18 protein-coding genes and 1 pseudogene are annotated in these 14,885 nt (G+C 63.4%); 13 read left to right on the top strand and 6 right to left on the bottom strand.

All coding sequences use genetic code 11. From position 1 onward, the window contains the following. Positions 1–119: 119 nt before the first annotated feature. A complete protein-coding gene (locus CXQ90_RS22365) occupies positions 120–281 on the bottom strand; it encodes a hypothetical protein (protein ID WP_181038511.1) in 162 nt (53 codons plus the stop codon). Positions 282–401: 120 nt separating this feature from the next. Here CXQ90_RS22365 and CXQ90_RS10190 point away from each other — a divergent pair, with 120 nt between their 5' ends. Beyond that, a complete protein-coding gene (locus CXQ90_RS10190; RefSeq protein WP_258064465.1) occupies positions 402–2,219 on the top strand; it encodes an SARP family transcriptional regulator in 1,818 nt (605 codons plus the stop codon). Positions 2,220–2,223: 4 nt separating this feature from the next. Here CXQ90_RS10190 and CXQ90_RS10185 read toward each other — a convergent pair whose 3' ends face one another. Then, entirely contained in the window at positions 2,224–2,850 is a 627-nt protein-coding gene (locus tag CXQ90_RS10185; protein WP_104138878.1) for a hypothetical protein, read from the bottom strand. A 183-nt stretch (positions 2,851–3,033) separates the two neighbouring features. Between CXQ90_RS10185 and CXQ90_RS10180 the strand changes: the two genes are divergently transcribed. Continuing rightward, entirely contained in the window at positions 3,034–3,846 is an 813-nt protein-coding gene (locus tag CXQ90_RS10180; protein ID WP_104138877.1) for an MBL fold metallo-hydrolase, read from the top strand. A 61-nt stretch (positions 3,847–3,907) separates the two neighbouring features. Next, positions 3,908–4,309: a hypothetical protein gene (locus CXQ90_RS10175; protein ID WP_104138875.1), complete on the top strand. Its 402-nt coding sequence runs from the start codon at positions 3,908–3,910 to the stop codon at positions 4,307–4,309. Positions 4,310–4,450: 141 nt separating this feature from the next. Here the strand turns inward: CXQ90_RS10175 and CXQ90_RS10170 are convergent, their stop codons facing one another. Beyond that, positions 4,451–4,654, bottom strand: a complete 204-nt coding sequence (locus CXQ90_RS10170; RefSeq protein ID WP_024365339.1) for a cold-shock protein — start codon at positions 4,652–4,654, stop codon at positions 4,451–4,453. 316 nt (positions 4,655–4,970) lie between these two features. Between CXQ90_RS10170 and CXQ90_RS10165 the strand changes: the two genes are divergently transcribed. The 6 genes from CXQ90_RS10165 to CXQ90_RS10140 all read left to right on the top strand — a co-directional run bounded on the left by CXQ90_RS10165 (position 4,971) and on the right by CXQ90_RS10140 (position 10,666). Beyond that, positions 4,971–5,498 (top strand): PadR family transcriptional regulator, encoded by a 528-nt coding sequence (locus CXQ90_RS10165; protein ID WP_104138874.1) that lies wholly within the window; start codon positions 4,971–4,973, stop codon positions 5,496–5,498. Next, the gene (locus tag CXQ90_RS10160) at positions 5,495–6,208 is read left to right on the top strand and encodes an ABC transporter ATP-binding protein (protein WP_104138872.1); all 714 of its coding nucleotides are present in this window, start codon (positions 5,495–5,497) and stop codon (positions 6,206–6,208) included. The genes CXQ90_RS10165 and CXQ90_RS10160 overlap by 4 nt, the downstream gene beginning before the upstream one ends. A gap of 86 nt (positions 6,209–6,294) precedes the next feature. Next, positions 6,295–8,433 carry an ABC transporter permease gene (locus CXQ90_RS10155; RefSeq protein ID WP_258064464.1) on the top strand — a complete coding sequence of 713 codons (2,139 nt, stop codon included), beginning with the start codon at positions 6,295–6,297 and terminating at the stop codon, positions 8,431–8,433. A gap of 224 nt (positions 8,434–8,657) precedes the next feature. Continuing rightward, entirely contained in the window at positions 8,658–9,041 is a 384-nt protein-coding gene (locus CXQ90_RS10150) for a TfoX/Sxy family protein (protein WP_104138930.1), read from the top strand. 368 nt (positions 9,042–9,409) lie between these two features. Then, complete coding sequence (locus CXQ90_RS10145; RefSeq protein ID WP_104138869.1) at positions 9,410–9,694, top strand: hypothetical protein; 285 nt, start codon at positions 9,410–9,412, stop codon at positions 9,692–9,694. A gap of 144 nt (positions 9,695–9,838) precedes the next feature. Further along, complete coding sequence (locus CXQ90_RS10140; RefSeq protein ID WP_104138868.1) at positions 9,839–10,666, top strand: DUF1206 domain-containing protein; 828 nt, start codon at positions 9,839–9,841, stop codon at positions 10,664–10,666. Positions 10,667–10,807: 141 nt separating this feature from the next. Here CXQ90_RS10140 and CXQ90_RS10135 read toward each other — a convergent pair whose 3' ends face one another. Next, positions 10,808–11,545: a hypothetical protein gene (locus tag CXQ90_RS10135; protein ID WP_104138866.1), complete on the bottom strand. Its 738-nt coding sequence runs from the start codon at positions 11,543–11,545 to the stop codon at positions 10,808–10,810. A gap of 214 nt (positions 11,546–11,759) precedes the next feature. Between CXQ90_RS10135 and CXQ90_RS22880 the strand changes: the two are divergent. Continuing rightward, a pseudogene (locus tag CXQ90_RS22880) lies at positions 11,760–12,287 on the top strand (DUF3375 family protein). A 102-nt stretch (positions 12,288–12,389) separates the two neighbouring features. On the opposite strand, the gene CXQ90_RS22360 reads toward CXQ90_RS22880, so the two are convergent. Further along, positions 12,390–12,548 carry a hypothetical protein gene (locus CXQ90_RS22360; protein WP_181038510.1) on the bottom strand — a complete coding sequence of 53 codons (159 nt, stop codon included), beginning with the start codon at positions 12,546–12,548 and terminating at the stop codon, positions 12,390–12,392. After that, positions 12,545–12,667, bottom strand: coding sequence for a hypothetical protein (locus tag CXQ90_RS22875; protein WP_258064463.1), 123 nt, complete (start codon positions 12,665–12,667; stop codon positions 12,545–12,547). The genes CXQ90_RS22360 and CXQ90_RS22875 overlap by 4 nt, the downstream gene beginning before the upstream one ends. Before the next feature lie 303 nt (positions 12,668–12,970). Between CXQ90_RS22875 and CXQ90_RS10125 the strand changes: the two genes are divergently transcribed. From CXQ90_RS10125 to CXQ90_RS10115, 3 genes are all read left to right on the top strand, one after another. Continuing rightward, complete coding sequence (locus CXQ90_RS10125; protein ID WP_146068880.1) at positions 12,971–13,684, top strand: hypothetical protein; 714 nt, start codon at positions 12,971–12,973, stop codon at positions 13,682–13,684. Positions 13,685–13,686: 2 nt separating this feature from the next. Beyond that, positions 13,687–14,265 (top strand): hypothetical protein, encoded by a 579-nt coding sequence (locus CXQ90_RS10120; protein WP_104138862.1) that lies wholly within the window; start codon positions 13,687–13,689, stop codon positions 14,263–14,265. Positions 14,266–14,449: 184 nt separating this feature from the next. Beyond that, complete coding sequence (locus tag CXQ90_RS10115) at positions 14,450–14,824, top strand: PH domain-containing protein (RefSeq protein ID WP_104138860.1); 375 nt, start codon at positions 14,450–14,452, stop codon at positions 14,822–14,824. The last annotated feature ends 61 nt before the right edge of the window (positions 14,825–14,885 follow it).

The raw sequence follows: 14,885 nt of genomic DNA, 5'->3' as shown, positions 1-14,885 counted from the left end.
TCCTCGCCCTTAAGGACAGGAACAGCGGTGGAAGGGCGGATCGTGAGTCCGACGGCGGGAGGTCGGCAGATCTGCCGGCGTCCCGCCGTCGGACGTCCTGTTGAGCCGGCCGAACCCCGCTAGAGCCGCGCCTCCGAGAACGGCACGCTCGGAAGGTTGCCTGCGTTCCACGGCTCGGTGGAGCGCACGCCGGGAGTGTGGCCGCGGCCGTCGGTGAGGACCGAACGGACGGTGGCCGAGACAACCCAGAGTCCGGCAAGCAGGAGGATGAGCAGTTCCATGGTGATGCACCTCGGTTGAGTGTGTGTGCTGATTGGTGAGTTCAGTGTGTTCGGCTTGCGTGTGAGTAAGCGTGTGAAGCAGCGCAGACGCCGGAGAGCCGCAGCAGTACCATGGGCGGTATGGCCGAGACGTGGATCCGGCTCCTCGGTCCGCCCCGGATCGAGTCCCTTGGCGCCGCTCCCCCGCAGCCCCGAGGCCGCAAAGCCTGGGCGGTGCTGGCGTATCTCGCGCTGCAGGCGGAGGGCACCGGCCGCTCCAGGACAGCCGCGCTGCTGTTCCCGGATGCCGCGGATCCGCTCGGCGCCCTGCGCTGGAACCTGTCGGAGCTGCGGCGGACCCTCGAGGGCGTGAAAATCGCGGGCGATCCCCTGCGGCTGGACGTGCGGCCGCCGTGGCGCTGCGATGCCGTGGAGGCGGTTGACGCGGGCAGCGGTCCCGGACTCGATCCCCGCACGGTCAACGGCCAACTGCTGGAGGGGTTGTCCTTCGCGGACTGCCCGGTCTTTGATTCCTGGCTGGCGGACCAGCGCTTCCGCCTCGAAAACGTCGCCGAGTCCATGCTCTATGAGGCCGCGCTGGCCGCCCTCGCTTCGAGCGATCCCGGGGCGGCGGCGGAGCTGGCGTCGCTGGCGCTGCACCGGGATCCCTTCCACGCCGACTGCAACGCCGTCCTGGTCAAGGCGCTCGTGGCACTGGGCGAGCACCGCCGGGCCCGGGAGCACGTCACGAAATGCGGGAATCTCTACCGCCACGAGCTGGGCCTGCCGCTGCCCGCGGAGGTCCGCCGAGCCCTGTACGACGCCGCTCCCGAGGCGGACGCCGAAATGCCCGCGACCACGGCCACGGTGCAGTCCTATCTCGACGCCGGCGGCGCGTCGCTCTCGGCGGGCGCCGTCGACCGGGGACTGGATCAGCTGCGGCTCGCCGTCGTGCTGGCCCAGCGCACCGCCGACCGGCATCTGCTCGCCAAATCCCTTGTGGCGCTGTCCGGCGCGCTGATCCACCAAGCGGGCGGCCGCGGCGCCGAGGTGGCGGACTTCCTGCACCGGGCGCTGCAGGCGGAAGGTCCCGACGGCGCCTCCCGGACTGCCGCTGCCGCGTACCGCGAGCTCGGATTCCTGTCCGTGCAGCGCGGTGTCCCGGACCGCGCTGCCGGCTGGCTGGATCGCGCGATGCAGGCGGCCAAGGAGTTCCCCGACGAACAGGCAAGAATTCTGGGGATTCAGGGCATGCTCGCCTCGGATACCGCCAGGTATGAGGACGCCGTGACGGCGCTGACCGAGTCCGGACGACTCGCCAAAGAAGTCCGGAACCGCCGGCAGCAGGCCTTCAGCGAGGCGCTGCTCGGCAGGGTGAGGCTGCTTCGCGGCGAACTGGATCAGGCGGCCCATTCGCTGGACCGGGCCCGCGACTGGATTGCCGCAGAACACTGGACGGCATTCGAACCGTTAGTGGCAGGTCTCCGGGGCGGAACGTACCTCGCCGCCGGCCGTCTGGAGGAGGCCGCGGCGCTGATCGACAGGTCATGGGTGCTGGCCGAGCTTGCCGGCGACCACTGCTACATGGTCCTGGCCGCAGGTGCCGAGGCGCGGCTGTTCCTGGCCCACGGCGATCTCGCGGCCGCGGAACACTGGATTGACCGGGGACTCGAACCCAAACCGTGGTACCTGTGGTACTCGGCGCAACTGCTGGATACTGCGGCGGAAGTTGCGATCGCCTCTCGATCCCCGCGTGTTTCAGAGTTCGTGGAGCGGCTGGCCGAGCTTGCCGGCCGCAGTGGTATGCGTGAGTTTGTGGTCCGGGCGCAGTCGCACCGGGCAGTGCTCGGAGATGAGGCAGCCGCTCAGGCAGTGCCTTGGCTGGCGAAGGGGATCGACAACCCCGCATTGGAGGCGTTCCTGGCGCAGCGCCACGGCATCGCCGCGAGGGGTCAGTGATTGCTCACTCGGTGTTTCCCTGCCCTGCGGTGGCGGCAAGGAACCGACCGGCCTGGAGGAACTGGCGAACAGCGATTATAGAAGCCAGGACCTGGATGGCGATGGCGGTGGCGGTAAGCCACCAGATAAAGGTGTCCGTCCGAAAAGCCTGCGGAATAAGAACCAGGGGGAGCATGGGCAGAAGAACAATCTGGGTTTCCATGGCTTTCCTCGTCTGAACGGCAAAACCACGAGCTACGGCAAGGTGTTCGGGGACGAGCGGTTCCTTCCCAAGGACCTGCCGCCGGATGCCCTTCCTTTCATCGTCCCGAAGCGACATGACGACTCCGATGCGTCCAGCCTCGACTGCGGGAACTATCGTCCTCGCGTTGTAGACCAGGCCGCTGATGAGCGCCCCGATTCCGGCCAGGATAATCCCGCCACTGAGGGACTCTGGCCACTCTGCGTCATCGCCGAAGACCATCTCGGTGACGACAGCGCCCGTCGCGATAAGCGCTATCAGCCCAATCGGAAAGTAGACCGTGTAGTACCTGCGGAGCACGGGGCCCACCCCATGGTCAGCCAGCCCCTGTGCCCTTCGCGCTGCGTTCTCCCAGCGGTCGTCCGTTCCACCCTTGAAGAGGCCGCCCATGCCCTGAGGCTAACCGATCGAACGGTATATAGCACCGGTGATCTAAACCAAGACTGGGCGGATACTTGGCTAAGGCGCTGTGGCAAGAGAGAGGGCGAGCAGGGCCCAGAGTGCTTGCCATCTACTACCGCCAGCTACTACCGTCTCGACCAGCGGTCGCAAACCACAAGCGGAAGGCATCTCATGCTGAAGCAAGTCGCTGAGGGCGTTCTAGTTCACGAGAGCGAGTTCATCCAGAGCAATTCCGTTGTGGTGCAGGGCCGGGACGGCGTGTTGCTCATCGACCCCGGTATAACCGGCGACGAAATGGCGGCCCTCGCGAACGACCTCCGCGAGCTGGGCCAGCCCGTTGTGGCAGGCTTCTCGACGCATCCTGACTGGGACCACGTGCTCTGGCACGCGAGCTTCGGCGCGCCGCCCCGTTACGGTACGGCCCGCTGCGCGGCCTCCATCCAAGATCTGCTGTCGAACGCGGACTGGAAGGACCGCATTGCCGAGGGGCTACCGCCGGAGTACGCCGAGGATATCCCGATGGATCTGCTCGGCCACATCACCGCTCTGCCCGCCGAAGCTGCGCAGATTCCTTGGGATGGCCCCAGAGTCCGGATCTTCGAGCATCAGGCCCACGCCCCAGGCCATGCGGCGCTGTTGATCGAGGACGGCCGCGTCCTCGTCGCCGGCGACATGCTTTCCGACATCCTGATGCCGTTCCTCGACCTAGAGGCCGCGAATCCGCTCGAGGACTACCTCGCAGCGCTGCGCCTGTTCGAGGGCGTGGCCGACGACGTTGATGCCGTCATCCCCGGTCACGGCTCAGTCGGCGGAGTCGGGCAGCTGCGAGCACGTATCAAACAGGACCGCGCGTACGTGCAGGACCTGCGGGACGGCCGTGATCCCGACGACCCTCGGGTCGGTCCATCGGCCGCGTTGGATTGGCTGCCCGACGTGCATAGATGGCAACTCGAGCGGCTCGCCCAAAGAGAGCAGCACGGATAGCAGTCAACTAAAAGCCGTCCGAACCAGACAACTAAACAACTTCAAAGTGGGGGAATTTCACATGGGTAGGCTCTTCGACGGACCGTGGGCGCTAATAGTCATCTTCCTGATCATCGTGGCGGTGGTCGTCGTACTCGTGGTGACCTCCATGAACAAGTCGAAGAAAACCGACTTCGCATACATCGCACCGCCCTCCGGCGATCAGTACCCCGGTACCCCGAGCGACGCCGCTGTACAACGCGACTACAGGCAGGGCATGAGCCACCGCTTGAACTCCACCATCTTCGGAGTCATCGGGCTGTTTATCCTCGGCATCGTATTTGGCCCTTTGGCGCTCGTTCAGGCGAACAAGGCCGAGGCCCTCGGGGTCAAGGCGTCGGCCGGCAGGGCGTTGGGCTGGACCGCAGTGGGCTTAAGCACCCTGTGGCTGATTTTCATCGTCGCCAGAATGGCCTCCCGCTAAGTCCGGCTCAGTCACGCCGGTGCAGCGGGGAGCGCTGCGGACGGGCACACCCGGGTTAAACAAAAGCAGGGCCCGTCAAAGACGGACCCTGCTCGAAACCTTACGGTTCCGGACTCAGAAGAGTTAGCTAGAAGCTAAGTCTTAGAGAGCCTGGATGTTTACGGCCTGGGGACCCTTGGGGCCCTGCTCGGTTTCGAAGGAGACCTTCTGGTTCTCTTCGAGTGAGCGGAAGCCGGAGGAGGCGATCGCAGAGTAGTGTGCGAAGACGTCCTGTGAAGAGTCATCGGGGGAAATGAAGCCGAAGCCCTTTTCAGCGTTAAACCATTTGACGGTACCAGTAGCCATTATTTTTGTCCTTCGTGAAGGTGGAGGAAAAGTCCCGACTTTCGGGTCCTCCGGTGTGGGGTGTTCAAAACCGCTACTTCAGAAGAACGCGGACTTTCGACCGCGCGTACTGCCTGAACTACCAAATACAAACACAACAACGGTCTCTACTGTACACGGGTTTCCGGCTCGGGTTTACCAAACGGACAAATCGGCGAAGGTCGGCGAAGGTCGGCGAAGTTCGGAGGGCCGTGAACTTCAGCCGGGCCGGGACATGGCCACATTTATTGGATGCGAAGCTGGTGTTTCACTATTCGCTCAGTGTATAGATTGAGGCGTGAACACCTCCCGCACCCTGCTGGGGCTCCTGAGCCTCGAGCCGAGCTACGGCTACGACCTCAAACATTCTTATGACCGGTACTTCGGGGCTGGAAAGGCCTTGGCATTCGGCCAGGTGTATTCCACGCTGGCCCGGATGGTTCGTGACGAGCTGATCCGGGCCCTGGGCGAGGAGACCGGGGGCGGTCCGGACCGGAAGAAATACGAGATCACCGCGGCCGGGCAGGACACGGTGCGCGAGTGGCTGTTCACTCCTGTCGTTCCCTCGGAGCACCTGCAAAGCGAGCTCTTTGCCAAGACCGTGATCGCCTTGCTGCTCGACGACGACGCCGACCGGCTGCTCGATGTGCAGCGCGGCGAACACATGGCCCGCATGCGTGAACTGACCCGCCTGAAGAAAGACGCAGACCTGCTGCAGGTCCTGATGTGCGACCACGGCCTGTTTCACATCGAAGCCGACCTCCGCTGGATCGACCTCACCAGCGCCCGCCTGATTCAACTCAAGAAGGAGCTCCAGAAGGCATGAGCACCAATGACACCACCGCGCCCATCCTCAGTGCCCGCGGCTTGCACCACTCCTTTAGGCATACCGCGGCACTGCGGGGCATCGACCTCGATGTCCATGCAGGGGAAGTTCTCGCCGTCATGGGTCCGTCCGGATCCGGCAAGTCCACGCTGCTGCACTGCCTCGCCGGTGTGCTTGTGCCCGACGGCGGTTCGGTCACCTACCGTCCCGCCGGCCGGTCGCCGCTGGAAACAAGTGCCCTCGGGGAGCCGAAACGGGCCCGGCTGCGTCTGACCGATTTCGGTTTCGTCTTTCAGTTCGGCCAGCTGCTGCCGGAACTCACGGCGGTAGATAACGTCAGCCTCCCACTGCTCCTGGCCGGGACCAGGCGAGCGGAGGCGCTGCGCCGGTCCAGTGATCTGCTGGCCCGGCTCGGTATGGACGGGATGGGCGCCAAGCTGCCCGGTGAACTGTCCGGAGGCCAGGCCCAACGCGTCGCCGTTGCCCGTGCGATGGTGGCTTCACCTGCCGTGTTGTTTGCCGATGAGCCCACGGGTTCACTGGATTCCCTCGCCTCAGAGAACGTTCTGACTCTCATGCTCGAGCTGGTCCGCGAAACGGGAACCACCGTGGTGATGATCACCCACGATGCCCGCACCGCTGCGTACGCGGACCGGGAAGTCATCGTGCGCGACGGCGGAATCGGCGCCGGTTACCGGGTGTCCGCGTGAATTCCGGGTTGCTGAAACTGGCAGTGGTCGGCAGCCGGTCCTCGTACGGTCGGCTCGCGGGAATCGCTGGAGGGGTCGCTGTTGGAGTGTGCCTTTTGTTGCTGCTGTGGGGCGGTGCCAACGGTCTGAGCGCCCGCGATGACCGTGGTGCCTGGCTGCGCGAAACCGGACGGCCGTCCGTGGCCGCTCCCCTGACGACGGACGATCCGAGCGCTTCAGGACCGGCAACACCCGTGCCGCTGACCGCCGACACAGCGCTCATGGAGGCCAACCCGGTGGAGGTCTTCCGAGATCAACTCATCAACCGCCGCGACTTCGCGAGCCTGGGCTCGACCACCGTCAAGATCCCCGGGATCGGCAGCCCTCCGGCGCCGGGGCAGTACTATGCGTCTCCGGCGCTGCAGCGTCTGATCGAGTCAACGCCACGGGACGAGCTTGGCGATCGTTTCGGTCAGTTTGCCGGCACCATTGACGATGCTGCCCTGCCCGGACCGGATTCCCTGATCGTGGTCACGGGGGCAACGGAAGCCGAGCTCCGCCAGAGCGGGAGAGCGTCCCTGGTGTCAGACTTCACCACCAACCCTTACGGCGGCAGCGCTGCCGCCTACAGCACGGTGCTGTCCATCGGGGCAATTGCGGTGTTCTTCCCCGTCCTGCTGCTGATCAGCATTGTCACCGGCCTGGGTGCTGCCCAGCGCCGCGAACGCTTCGCGACCCTGCGTCTCATTGGCGCATCCCCACAGGTTGTCTCCCGGATCGCCGCCGTCGAAACCGCTGTCCCCAGTCTGGTCGGCGCTGTGATGGGCGTCGTGCTGGCCGTCGCGCTGAGGCCGGCTGCCGCGCAGATACCGGTCAACGGCATCAGGATGTTCGCCGCCGACCTGACCATAGGCTGGGCGGCCGCCGCCGCCGTCATCGCCGTGGTGGTCGCAGCCTCGGCACTCGTGGCCGCGCACCGCACGGCCCGTGCAGGCATTGGCCCGCTGGGCGTGACGAGGGCCATGCACGAAAGAACACCCACCATGTGGCGCAGCGTTCCCTTGTTGGCCGGCTTGGCCTCCATGATCACGGCCGTACTCATGATCCGGGTCATGGAGGTGCGGCTGCCGTGGCTGGAATTCCCGCTCCTGATCCTCGGTTTTCTGCTGATCATCGTTGGCATCGTGGTCATCGGCCCGTGGCTTACCCGGCTGGTGAGCGGGGTGGGGCTGCGCCAGGCCCGGAGCGCGGCGGGAGTCATTGCCGCCAGCCGGATCCAAAGAGCCCCGGTGGCGACGTTCCGCTCCGTATCAGGCCTCGTGATTGCCGTGTTCGTCGTCTCCGTGTTCGCCGGAGGATCCAGCATCATCGAATCAACAGAGGCGCCTCCGGCCCGGCCCGGCCTGCTTCAGCCCACCAGCCTTTATGCGACCGTCGGCACCGGGCACACCCCGGGCCAGGTCGCGGAGGCCGCCCGCCAGGCCAAAGAACTGCCCGGAATCCGCAGCGCCACCGTCGGCTACGGCCCGGCAGTCCTTTCCGGACCGGATTCCGGTCCGGAAATCTACCTTCGCGCCGCGGACGCTCCCGGCCTCGGATTCGAAGACATTCCAGCTGCACAGATCGTCGCCGTCGATACGTCGTTCCTCTGGACAGCGCAACCTCTTGCCCTGAACCCGGCGCCCGCCGCCAATCTGGGCCGGATGGTGCCGATTGTGATGGTGCTCGGCACCGACGGGACCCCCGAAGCCATGGACCGTGCCCGGACAGCCTTGAATCGTTCAGGCATCACTGCCATCCCGGCCACCTCCCCGCTGGACCTCAGACTGCAGTCCAGCACCCGCTTGATTCAAGGCCTGGCCGTGCTCGCCTACCTCGGCATGTTCGTCGCGATCGCAATCGCCGGCCTGTCCCTGGCCGTCGCCACCGCCTCCGCCGTGCTGGACCGCAAGCGAGTCCTCGGACTTATGCGATTGATGGGAATGCCGGTGTCCGTCCTGCGCCGGATCATCACCCGTGAAGCGGCAGTCCCGCTCCTGACCGTGCTGCTGCTCTCGGTCGGCCTAGGATTCCTCGTGGCCTGGCTAATGGTGACGTTCATCGACGACACCTACCGGGTGACCTGGCCAGCCCCCGGTTACTTCATGGCCCTGGGCCTCAGCCTGCTGCTGGCCCTCGGAGCGGTCACCGCGACGTTCAGCCTTGTCCGGGGCAATACGGCAATGACGGCTACCCGCTTCGAATGAAAGCCGGCTTCGGCGAGAACGCCGGCGTCATGGCGGGCCGCAGTTCCGCCGTCGTCGTCGGATTCTTCGCTGGCCTTGGCCTAATACGAACGCGAATTGATCTGTGAACGCACCACCGAATTTCAAAGCCGGATCACCGGCACCTAGCCTCGCCCGGGCCCCCGGAACGCAATATGCTTCACACAAACCAACCCATCAGGCCCCGCAATGAGGAAGAAGAAGCCATGCAGATGCCCAAGCCGTCAGAGGCGGACAAGGAACATTTCCGCGCCGTCATGCCATCCGACCCCGACGTCGTGGTCAAGCCGATGTTCGGAAACCTTGGCGCCTTCGTCAACGGGAACATGTTCGCGGGCCTCTTCGGGCCCACCATCGGCGTCCGGCTGTCGGATACCGACCGGGCAGAACTGGAGGCGTCTGAACGGACTGTCCCCTTTGGACCGGAGGAGCGGCCCATGGGCGGATACACGGGATTGCCGGAGATCTGGAACTCCGAAGGCGCCGGTGACGAAGCGCGAGAAAAGGCATGGGTGACCAAGGCCTACAACTACGTCGCCGGGCTGCCGCCGAAGGAGCCGAAGGCCTCCAAGCCACGGACCAAGAAGTAGCCGCCGGTCAACGCTCGAACCGAAGCGCATCTACTGAGATCCTGGGGGGCACATGTTCGACGACGTTCTGACCACCATCGCCTTTCTTGGCTTGTTCATCGTCGGCCTGACGCGGAGATGAGAAGGTTTTGGCCAAAACCATCGCCCGCGACGGCGGCCGCGACGGCCCTCCGAAGAATAGAATGAGAAGGAGCTTTGGGCTCCTCGGATGCCTTGGCCCTACTTCAATTTGTTTGTCCACCCCACGACGGAAGAACAGTGATGATACGGGGAATTGGCAGGCGCAGAATGGGCGGGCTAAGGGTAAGTCTGGTCGGGGTGGCGTATCACCACTAGATCTTTACTACCCGGAAAGATAAGGACACTTCATGACACAGAATCCCGTCCCCGCCGCAGAAACCCCCGATACAACTGCCGGTGAAGAAGAAACCATTGGCAAGTCTGTAAATCCCGGCGCTGACACACATGGAGCGTCCGAGTCACGGGCAATGAATAAGGGAGCGGCACCGGAAAGTGGGGCTGCGGACAAGGACGCCGAGGGGAACGAAACTGGCGCCGCGGTGGAGGACATGGATCTTTCACCTCTGGGACTCAAGGATGCCCCTGCACAGGACGAGAACGAGCACAGCCTCGTCGATCCCGGAAACAGCTGATCTGCCACGCTCACATCAGCGCCGGCACTCCGGCATGCCCGCGTCCGCTGACTTCGACCACGCCTGTAAGAGCGCGGACTAGCGTGACAAAATAGACGTGTTGCACCGCCGCAACTGCGCATGCGCTTGCACTGAGGATCGGCAATGAAGAAAGAGTTGAAGGACGCCGCTAATGCGGTCGAGGATGCATCGAACTCCAAGGCTCTTGTCATTGCGGCCAGGGCAGGTTTTGCCGTCAGCGGCTTGTTGCACCTTCTGATCGGATCCGTCGCCATCCAGCTGGCATTAGTCAAGGCAGGACCGGCAGGACCGGCGGATCAGGCCGGTGCCGTCGCCCAACTCGCCTCCCAACCGCAGGGGCTGCTGCTGCTGTGGGCCGGATTTGCCGCCTGCGTTGCTCTGGCACTCTGGCAAACCAGCAACGCCGTGTTCGATTACGGTCAGCTGGAGGCCCGGAAGAAAGTGGCAAAGAAGCTTTCCGCAGCCGGCAAGGCGGTGGTGTTCGCCGTCATCGCCCTGACGTTCGCCGCCTCCGCCAGCGGAAACAGCCAGACCGGTGGACAGTCCACCAGCGATTTCACGGTCTCCATCATCGCAGCGCCCGGGGGTGCGTTCCTGCTGATCGCCATTGGGGCCGCCATCGCCATCGCCGGCCTTGTCTTCGTGGTCCTCGGAGTCAAAGGATCGTTCAAGAAGGAGCTGCGGTTGCCACCCTCGGGCACCGCGCGGTCTGTCGTGACGGGGCTGGGAGTGGTCGGCTACATAGCGGAGGGCGTCGCACTGTTTCTGGTGGGATTGCTGTTCATCATTTCCACCGTTAACGCCAACCCTCAGGAGTCCACCGGCCTGGATGGCGGGCTGAAGGCGCTGCGCGAGCAGCCGTACGGGGTGTACATGCTGACCGCCGTCGGCGCCGGTCTGATCTGTTACGGTCTCTACCTGATGGTGAAGGCAAAATTCGCGCGGATGTAAGCTCCCCTCCGACGCGGCCAGCTCCAAGCCACGACTGACCGCAGTCTCGTTTTTCATGGCGGCCTTCACCGGCCGCGTGAAGAATCGCGAACATTGACGTCTCGGCGGTCAGCCGGCGGCAGGAGATGTGTTGTGGAAAGCCTAGGGCTGAACAACATTCACGAGTTCTGACCGGCTGCCTGTCTCCAGGTCCTCGGTAAGCACCAGGGCACCGACCTCGGGGCAGTGATACTTATGCTCCCGTGCATTCTTTTCTAGCGGCGTCCAGTCGTAGACCTTGACGCAGTCGGTGTAGGTGCCGGATTTCGTGGTGACGGTCTCGCCGGTAGCGAGAGTGTCCCGGATGTCTTCCGCATTACCAACGTAAAACTCCTGCTTATAGGAGTCGCCAACGCGCTGCTCGGCCTTCATCCAAATACCGGCTTTTGCCCCGTCTTTTCCATGGAGAAAGCTGCCGGAATGGTTCATCAACATCCCATTCCAGTAGTTGTTCACGTCCTCGCCGAAGTACCACACATCGCCGTTTTTGTGTTGCGCCAGGTAGTCCCGGGTTTCCTCTACCAGCTGCCCGTTCTTGAACTCCTTATCCAGATAGACCACCGTTTCAACGCCTTCTATGTTCTTGGTCTCCGGCAGGATTTCGATTTCGATCCTCTCGGTGACTCTTCCTTGCTGGGTAGTCTCGTACGTCAGTTTTTTGCCAACAGGGAGGGCGAAGTATTTATTGGTGATTTGAGTGCTGAAATCGGCGGGGTTGACCTGCGGGTTGTATTCCGCTGCCCTACTCCGTCTGCTGTTGTCGAAGACAAATAATGTCGCCCCGCCAACAACCAACAACAGGACGATGACACCAAAAAAGATTTTGGTTCGTGGATTCATGACCTTTCCCACTCCTTTTGAGTAGAAATTCCTATAGGGGGTCAGAGCACCGTTGCTTGCCCATGGCCATAGGAGAAACGTAGTGTAGTCGGTCCTGAACCTGAATAGCCTCGAGGAACAACCCGCTTCCCGCCGTCTTGCGCCCCTTTCGTCGGACGTTGGCCATTACACCGACTCTTCCTCCACAGAATGTCAGCGGCGCCCTTAGAGTGAACTGAGAGGACGTGACTCGGCACACCCCAAGCGTGAGAACCACGCGGGATGGTCGCTGCTTCGCACCCTGAACGCCCCTCTCGCAGTCTCGTTTTTCATGGTGGCCTTCACCGGCCCGAACCAGCGCAACCTGGGGCGCCAGCAGCTCATCGACAGCCTGGACGACGTCCTGTTCGGCCTGAGGGACACATAAGGTGAGGACAAGTTCCCGCAGGAGGCGTCGGAGTATCTGGACGACTGTGCCGCCCCGGAAAAAGCGTGGCTCCGGAAGTACTACGTTCCCGGCCAGGACGAGCCCCGCTACGACCTGACGGCCGCGGCGGAGGACGTGGTGCGCGGGGTGGAGAGCCTGCGCGGCCGGGACTTCGTGGCCACCCAGTCCCGGCTCACCAGCATCTTCGCCGGCCCCAAACAGCTGGTGCAGCAGTCGCAGACGGATCCCGAAGTGCGGCTTGCTGAACTGCAGCGCCAACGCCGCGGCATCGACGCCGAGATGGAGCGGGATCCGCGGCGGCCCCATCAGGTTTAGGACCCACAGACACTTCCATAAGGGGCTGAACAGGGCGGTGGAGTCAGCCAGACGCCGTTCAGACAGGTCGCCTCGTCAAGAAACGGGTAGGCGTTGCCGGTGTCAGTCGCCGTTGTAACGGGCAAGTGCTTCCATGTAGACAGCGGCGGTTTCTTGGTCGCCCTTATCGGTGTATTTGGCGATGATGTTCGCCAGGTCGCGTTTGATGACCCCACGCGCATCATAAGGTTCACGGGGACGGGGAACGTAATCGTTCATCATTTCCCACCGCCTTGTGCCTCTTCACGCTCCAGCAGATACCGCAGAAATGCCGCCTGGTTGTCTATTTCGCGCTGTTTGCGCGGGGAAACCCAGTCCAGCACATCGTTGTCGTCAGCCATGATGTTCACTCCTTTCGGCTATGAATTTATGCTCACCCCGTTCATTCAAGATCCGCGAAAGTTTCCGGCAAGATCGGCGAAGGCTTGTCGGCGGCAGCTCCGGCCCGGCCGGGGCTGTGTGCCCGGTCGCCGGCAACGCGCCCGTGACACCGGAAGCCAAGGACTCCGCTGACGCCGCCCCGCAGACAACGCCCGTTCCGACCTTTAGAATGGGCATTCTCACGCAGGTGCGTCGACGCTCCTGCTCCGTTTGTGGGCAGTATGAAGCTGTCCTGGACGGGTCATGAATGGGGATGGCTGATCATGAGCAACGGGGCACGTGACGATAGTCCAGAACCCCGCGCCGTCCCACCACGGAAGCCTGCCAAACCGCCGCGGATCGGAACAGCGAAGGAACAACCGACGTCGGCAAATGAGCCCTCCGCCGGGCCCGCCATGCAGGTGGCGAGCAGGGACGAAACGTCGGTGCCGCCGCTCGACAACTACGCCGAGTTCATCGGACGGCTGGACGCAGCGGCCGGGAAGCTCACCCCCAGGCGGGACGCCCTGAACACGTCCCTTGCCGCAGCCGAGCTGCTCTTCAACCAGAACCGTGCAGGGCTCGAGCTTTGGGGACAGCGGCTGTCTCGAATCAGGCAACTTCTCGACCGGCACTCCAGAAGCCAGGATGTGCGGGCGTACGCCACCCTGCGTGAGCTTCATGATGTCGCCGTCAAGATGGAGCGGATGTTCAGCAGCCGTACGCAGCGCGTGCAGCATGTGTGCAGCGTGATCCGGGCGCGCCGGGACCAGATCAACGCCTCACTTTTTGACCTGGAGAAGTCCAAGGTCAAGCTGACGTCATCCAAGATGCTCGCGCAGGAGCGGGAGAACCTCAGCAAAATCGCCGCGGATCTTTCGGTCCCCGCGGAGGACATCAGCCATGGGTTCCCCGACCCCGGACTTCGGGAAAGCCTCCGGGAGGCACGGGAAGCCATCATCCTGGCCGAGGCGCTGCTGGAAGTGAAAGGAAACTGAACATGCAAAGTCCGAGGGTTGAGCACCGGGTAATCTGCAGCTTCACTTCCCAGGAATGGACCGGCAGGCCTGCCGACGGCGCGGGGGCCATTTTCGGCAGGTTCTCGGTCATCGGTTTCGTCGTATGCCTTGTCCTGATGCTCGGCTTGCCTTGGCTCAGGGACGTGGGCGCCACGATGCTGTTCGTCGCGTCCTTTGCCACCGTCTGCACGGCGGTGGGCATCCTGGGTGAGAGTTCGGGCGAGAGGGCGGTCCTGCAGCGGCTGACTGCAACCGTCAACGACGTAATTCTTGAGCTCACCGCGGATAAGGCGAAGCAACTTTCCGTTGACGAGTTCCGCTCACTGCTCGTCGACGGCGGGAGCCTGCCACTGCTTGTGAACGGAGTGTCCGGCTTGCACTTGCAGGTCCTCCCGGAGCCCTCACCGCAGCCGAAGCAGAACGTTAGGCCGAACAGTGATGCGGTGACCACGACGCGAATCGTTCTGGCGGCCACCCCACCCGACTACGGAATCAGCAGCTTCGACCGACTCCTCGAAACCGCCATAACTGACCCGGGCTTCAATTCCTCGGGCACCTAGGGTCACGGCCATCCACTTCCGCATTCCAACTCGAATTTCGCCGAGGACTTTGGCGCCCAGTGGACAGCCCTGTCCTTTCCAAAACGGGACCACCATACGACACACCCTGTGGAGGTCAAGACGACGAGTACGGGTTTGAGAGACTAAGCGGTAGCCCAAGCCCGCACTAATCAAAGGAGCTTCCTTGGAGGCAGCAGCAGTAACCACGTGGATGTTCGTCGCCGAATGTCCGATCCCAAATGATGTTGGGGAGCTGATGGTCCCAGGCGAGCAGCCGATGGCCGCGTACAAGACATTTCGCGATAGCGCTATTTTTACGACCAAGCGATTGATCGTCCGCGACGCCCAGGGAATTACTGGAAAGAAGGTGGAGGTTTACTCGCTGCCCTACTCGGCCATCAACATGTGGTCCTCGGAGAACGCCGGAACATTTGATCTCGATGCTGAGCTGGAACTGTGGACCCGCGCGGGCCACATCAAGATCAAGGTGGGCAAGAAGGTGGATGTGCGGCGTCTCGATATGCTGATCGCCCATACAGTCCTCGGCGCGCAGCACTGATCCTGCGACTCCCGGCCCGCCGGTTCTTGAATTAAAGGTGTTCAGCGCGAACGACGGCTCG

The sequence above is a fragment of the Arthrobacter sp. ZGTC131 genome (assembly GCF_002929275.1).
Taxonomy (GTDB): domain Bacteria; phylum Actinomycetota; class Actinomycetes; order Actinomycetales; family Micrococcaceae; genus Arthrobacter.
Note: the sequence above shows the minus strand (reverse complement) of the source record. Positions and strands in the feature narration are given on the sequence as shown.

What these genes read in the sequence shown, in the direction of transcription:
- CXQ90_RS22365 (WP_181038511.1), bottom strand. Translation starts at nt 281, where the DNA reads ATGGAACTGCTCATCCTCCTGCTTGCCGGACTCTGGGTTGTCTCGGCC.
- CXQ90_RS10140 (WP_104138868.1), top strand. Translation starts at nt 9,839, where the DNA reads ATGAAGAAAGAGTTGAAGGACGCCGCTAATGCGGTCGAGGATGCATCG.
- CXQ90_RS10145 (WP_104138869.1), top strand. Translation starts at nt 9,410, where the DNA reads ATGACACAGAATCCCGTCCCCGCCGCAGAAACCCCCGATACAACTGCC.
- CXQ90_RS10125 (WP_146068880.1), top strand. Translation starts at nt 12,971, where the DNA reads ATGAGCAACGGGGCACGTGACGATAGTCCAGAACCCCGCGCCGTCCCA.
- CXQ90_RS10135 (WP_104138866.1), bottom strand. Translation starts at nt 11,545, where the DNA reads ATGAATCCACGAACCAAAATCTTTTTTGGTGTCATCGTCCTGTTGTTG.
- CXQ90_RS10180 (WP_104138877.1), top strand. Translation starts at nt 3,034, where the DNA reads ATGCTGAAGCAAGTCGCTGAGGGCGTTCTAGTTCACGAGAGCGAGTTC.
- CXQ90_RS22875 (WP_258064463.1), bottom strand. Translation starts at nt 12,667, where the DNA reads ATGGCTGACGACAACGATGTGCTGGACTGGGTTTCCCCGCGCAAACAG.
- CXQ90_RS10150 (WP_104138930.1), top strand. Translation starts at nt 8,658, where the DNA reads ATGCAGATGCCCAAGCCGTCAGAGGCGGACAAGGAACATTTCCGCGCC.
- CXQ90_RS10185 (WP_104138878.1), bottom strand. Translation starts at nt 2,850, where the DNA reads ATGGGCGGCCTCTTCAAGGGTGGAACGGACGACCGCTGGGAGAACGCA.
- CXQ90_RS10190 (WP_258064465.1), top strand. Translation starts at nt 402, where the DNA reads ATGGCCGAGACGTGGATCCGGCTCCTCGGTCCGCCCCGGATCGAGTCC.
- CXQ90_RS10160 (WP_104138872.1), top strand. Translation starts at nt 5,495, where the DNA reads ATGAGCACCAATGACACCACCGCGCCCATCCTCAGTGCCCGCGGCTTG.
- CXQ90_RS10170 (WP_024365339.1), bottom strand. Translation starts at nt 4,654, where the DNA reads ATGGCTACTGGTACCGTCAAATGGTTTAACGCTGAAAAGGGCTTCGGC.
- CXQ90_RS10175 (WP_104138875.1), top strand. Translation starts at nt 3,908, where the DNA reads ATGGGTAGGCTCTTCGACGGACCGTGGGCGCTAATAGTCATCTTCCTG.
- CXQ90_RS10120 (WP_104138862.1), top strand. Translation starts at nt 13,687, where the DNA reads ATGCAAAGTCCGAGGGTTGAGCACCGGGTAATCTGCAGCTTCACTTCC.
- CXQ90_RS22360 (WP_181038510.1), bottom strand. Translation starts at nt 12,548, where the DNA reads ATGATGAACGATTACGTTCCCCGTCCCCGTGAACCTTATGATGCGCGT.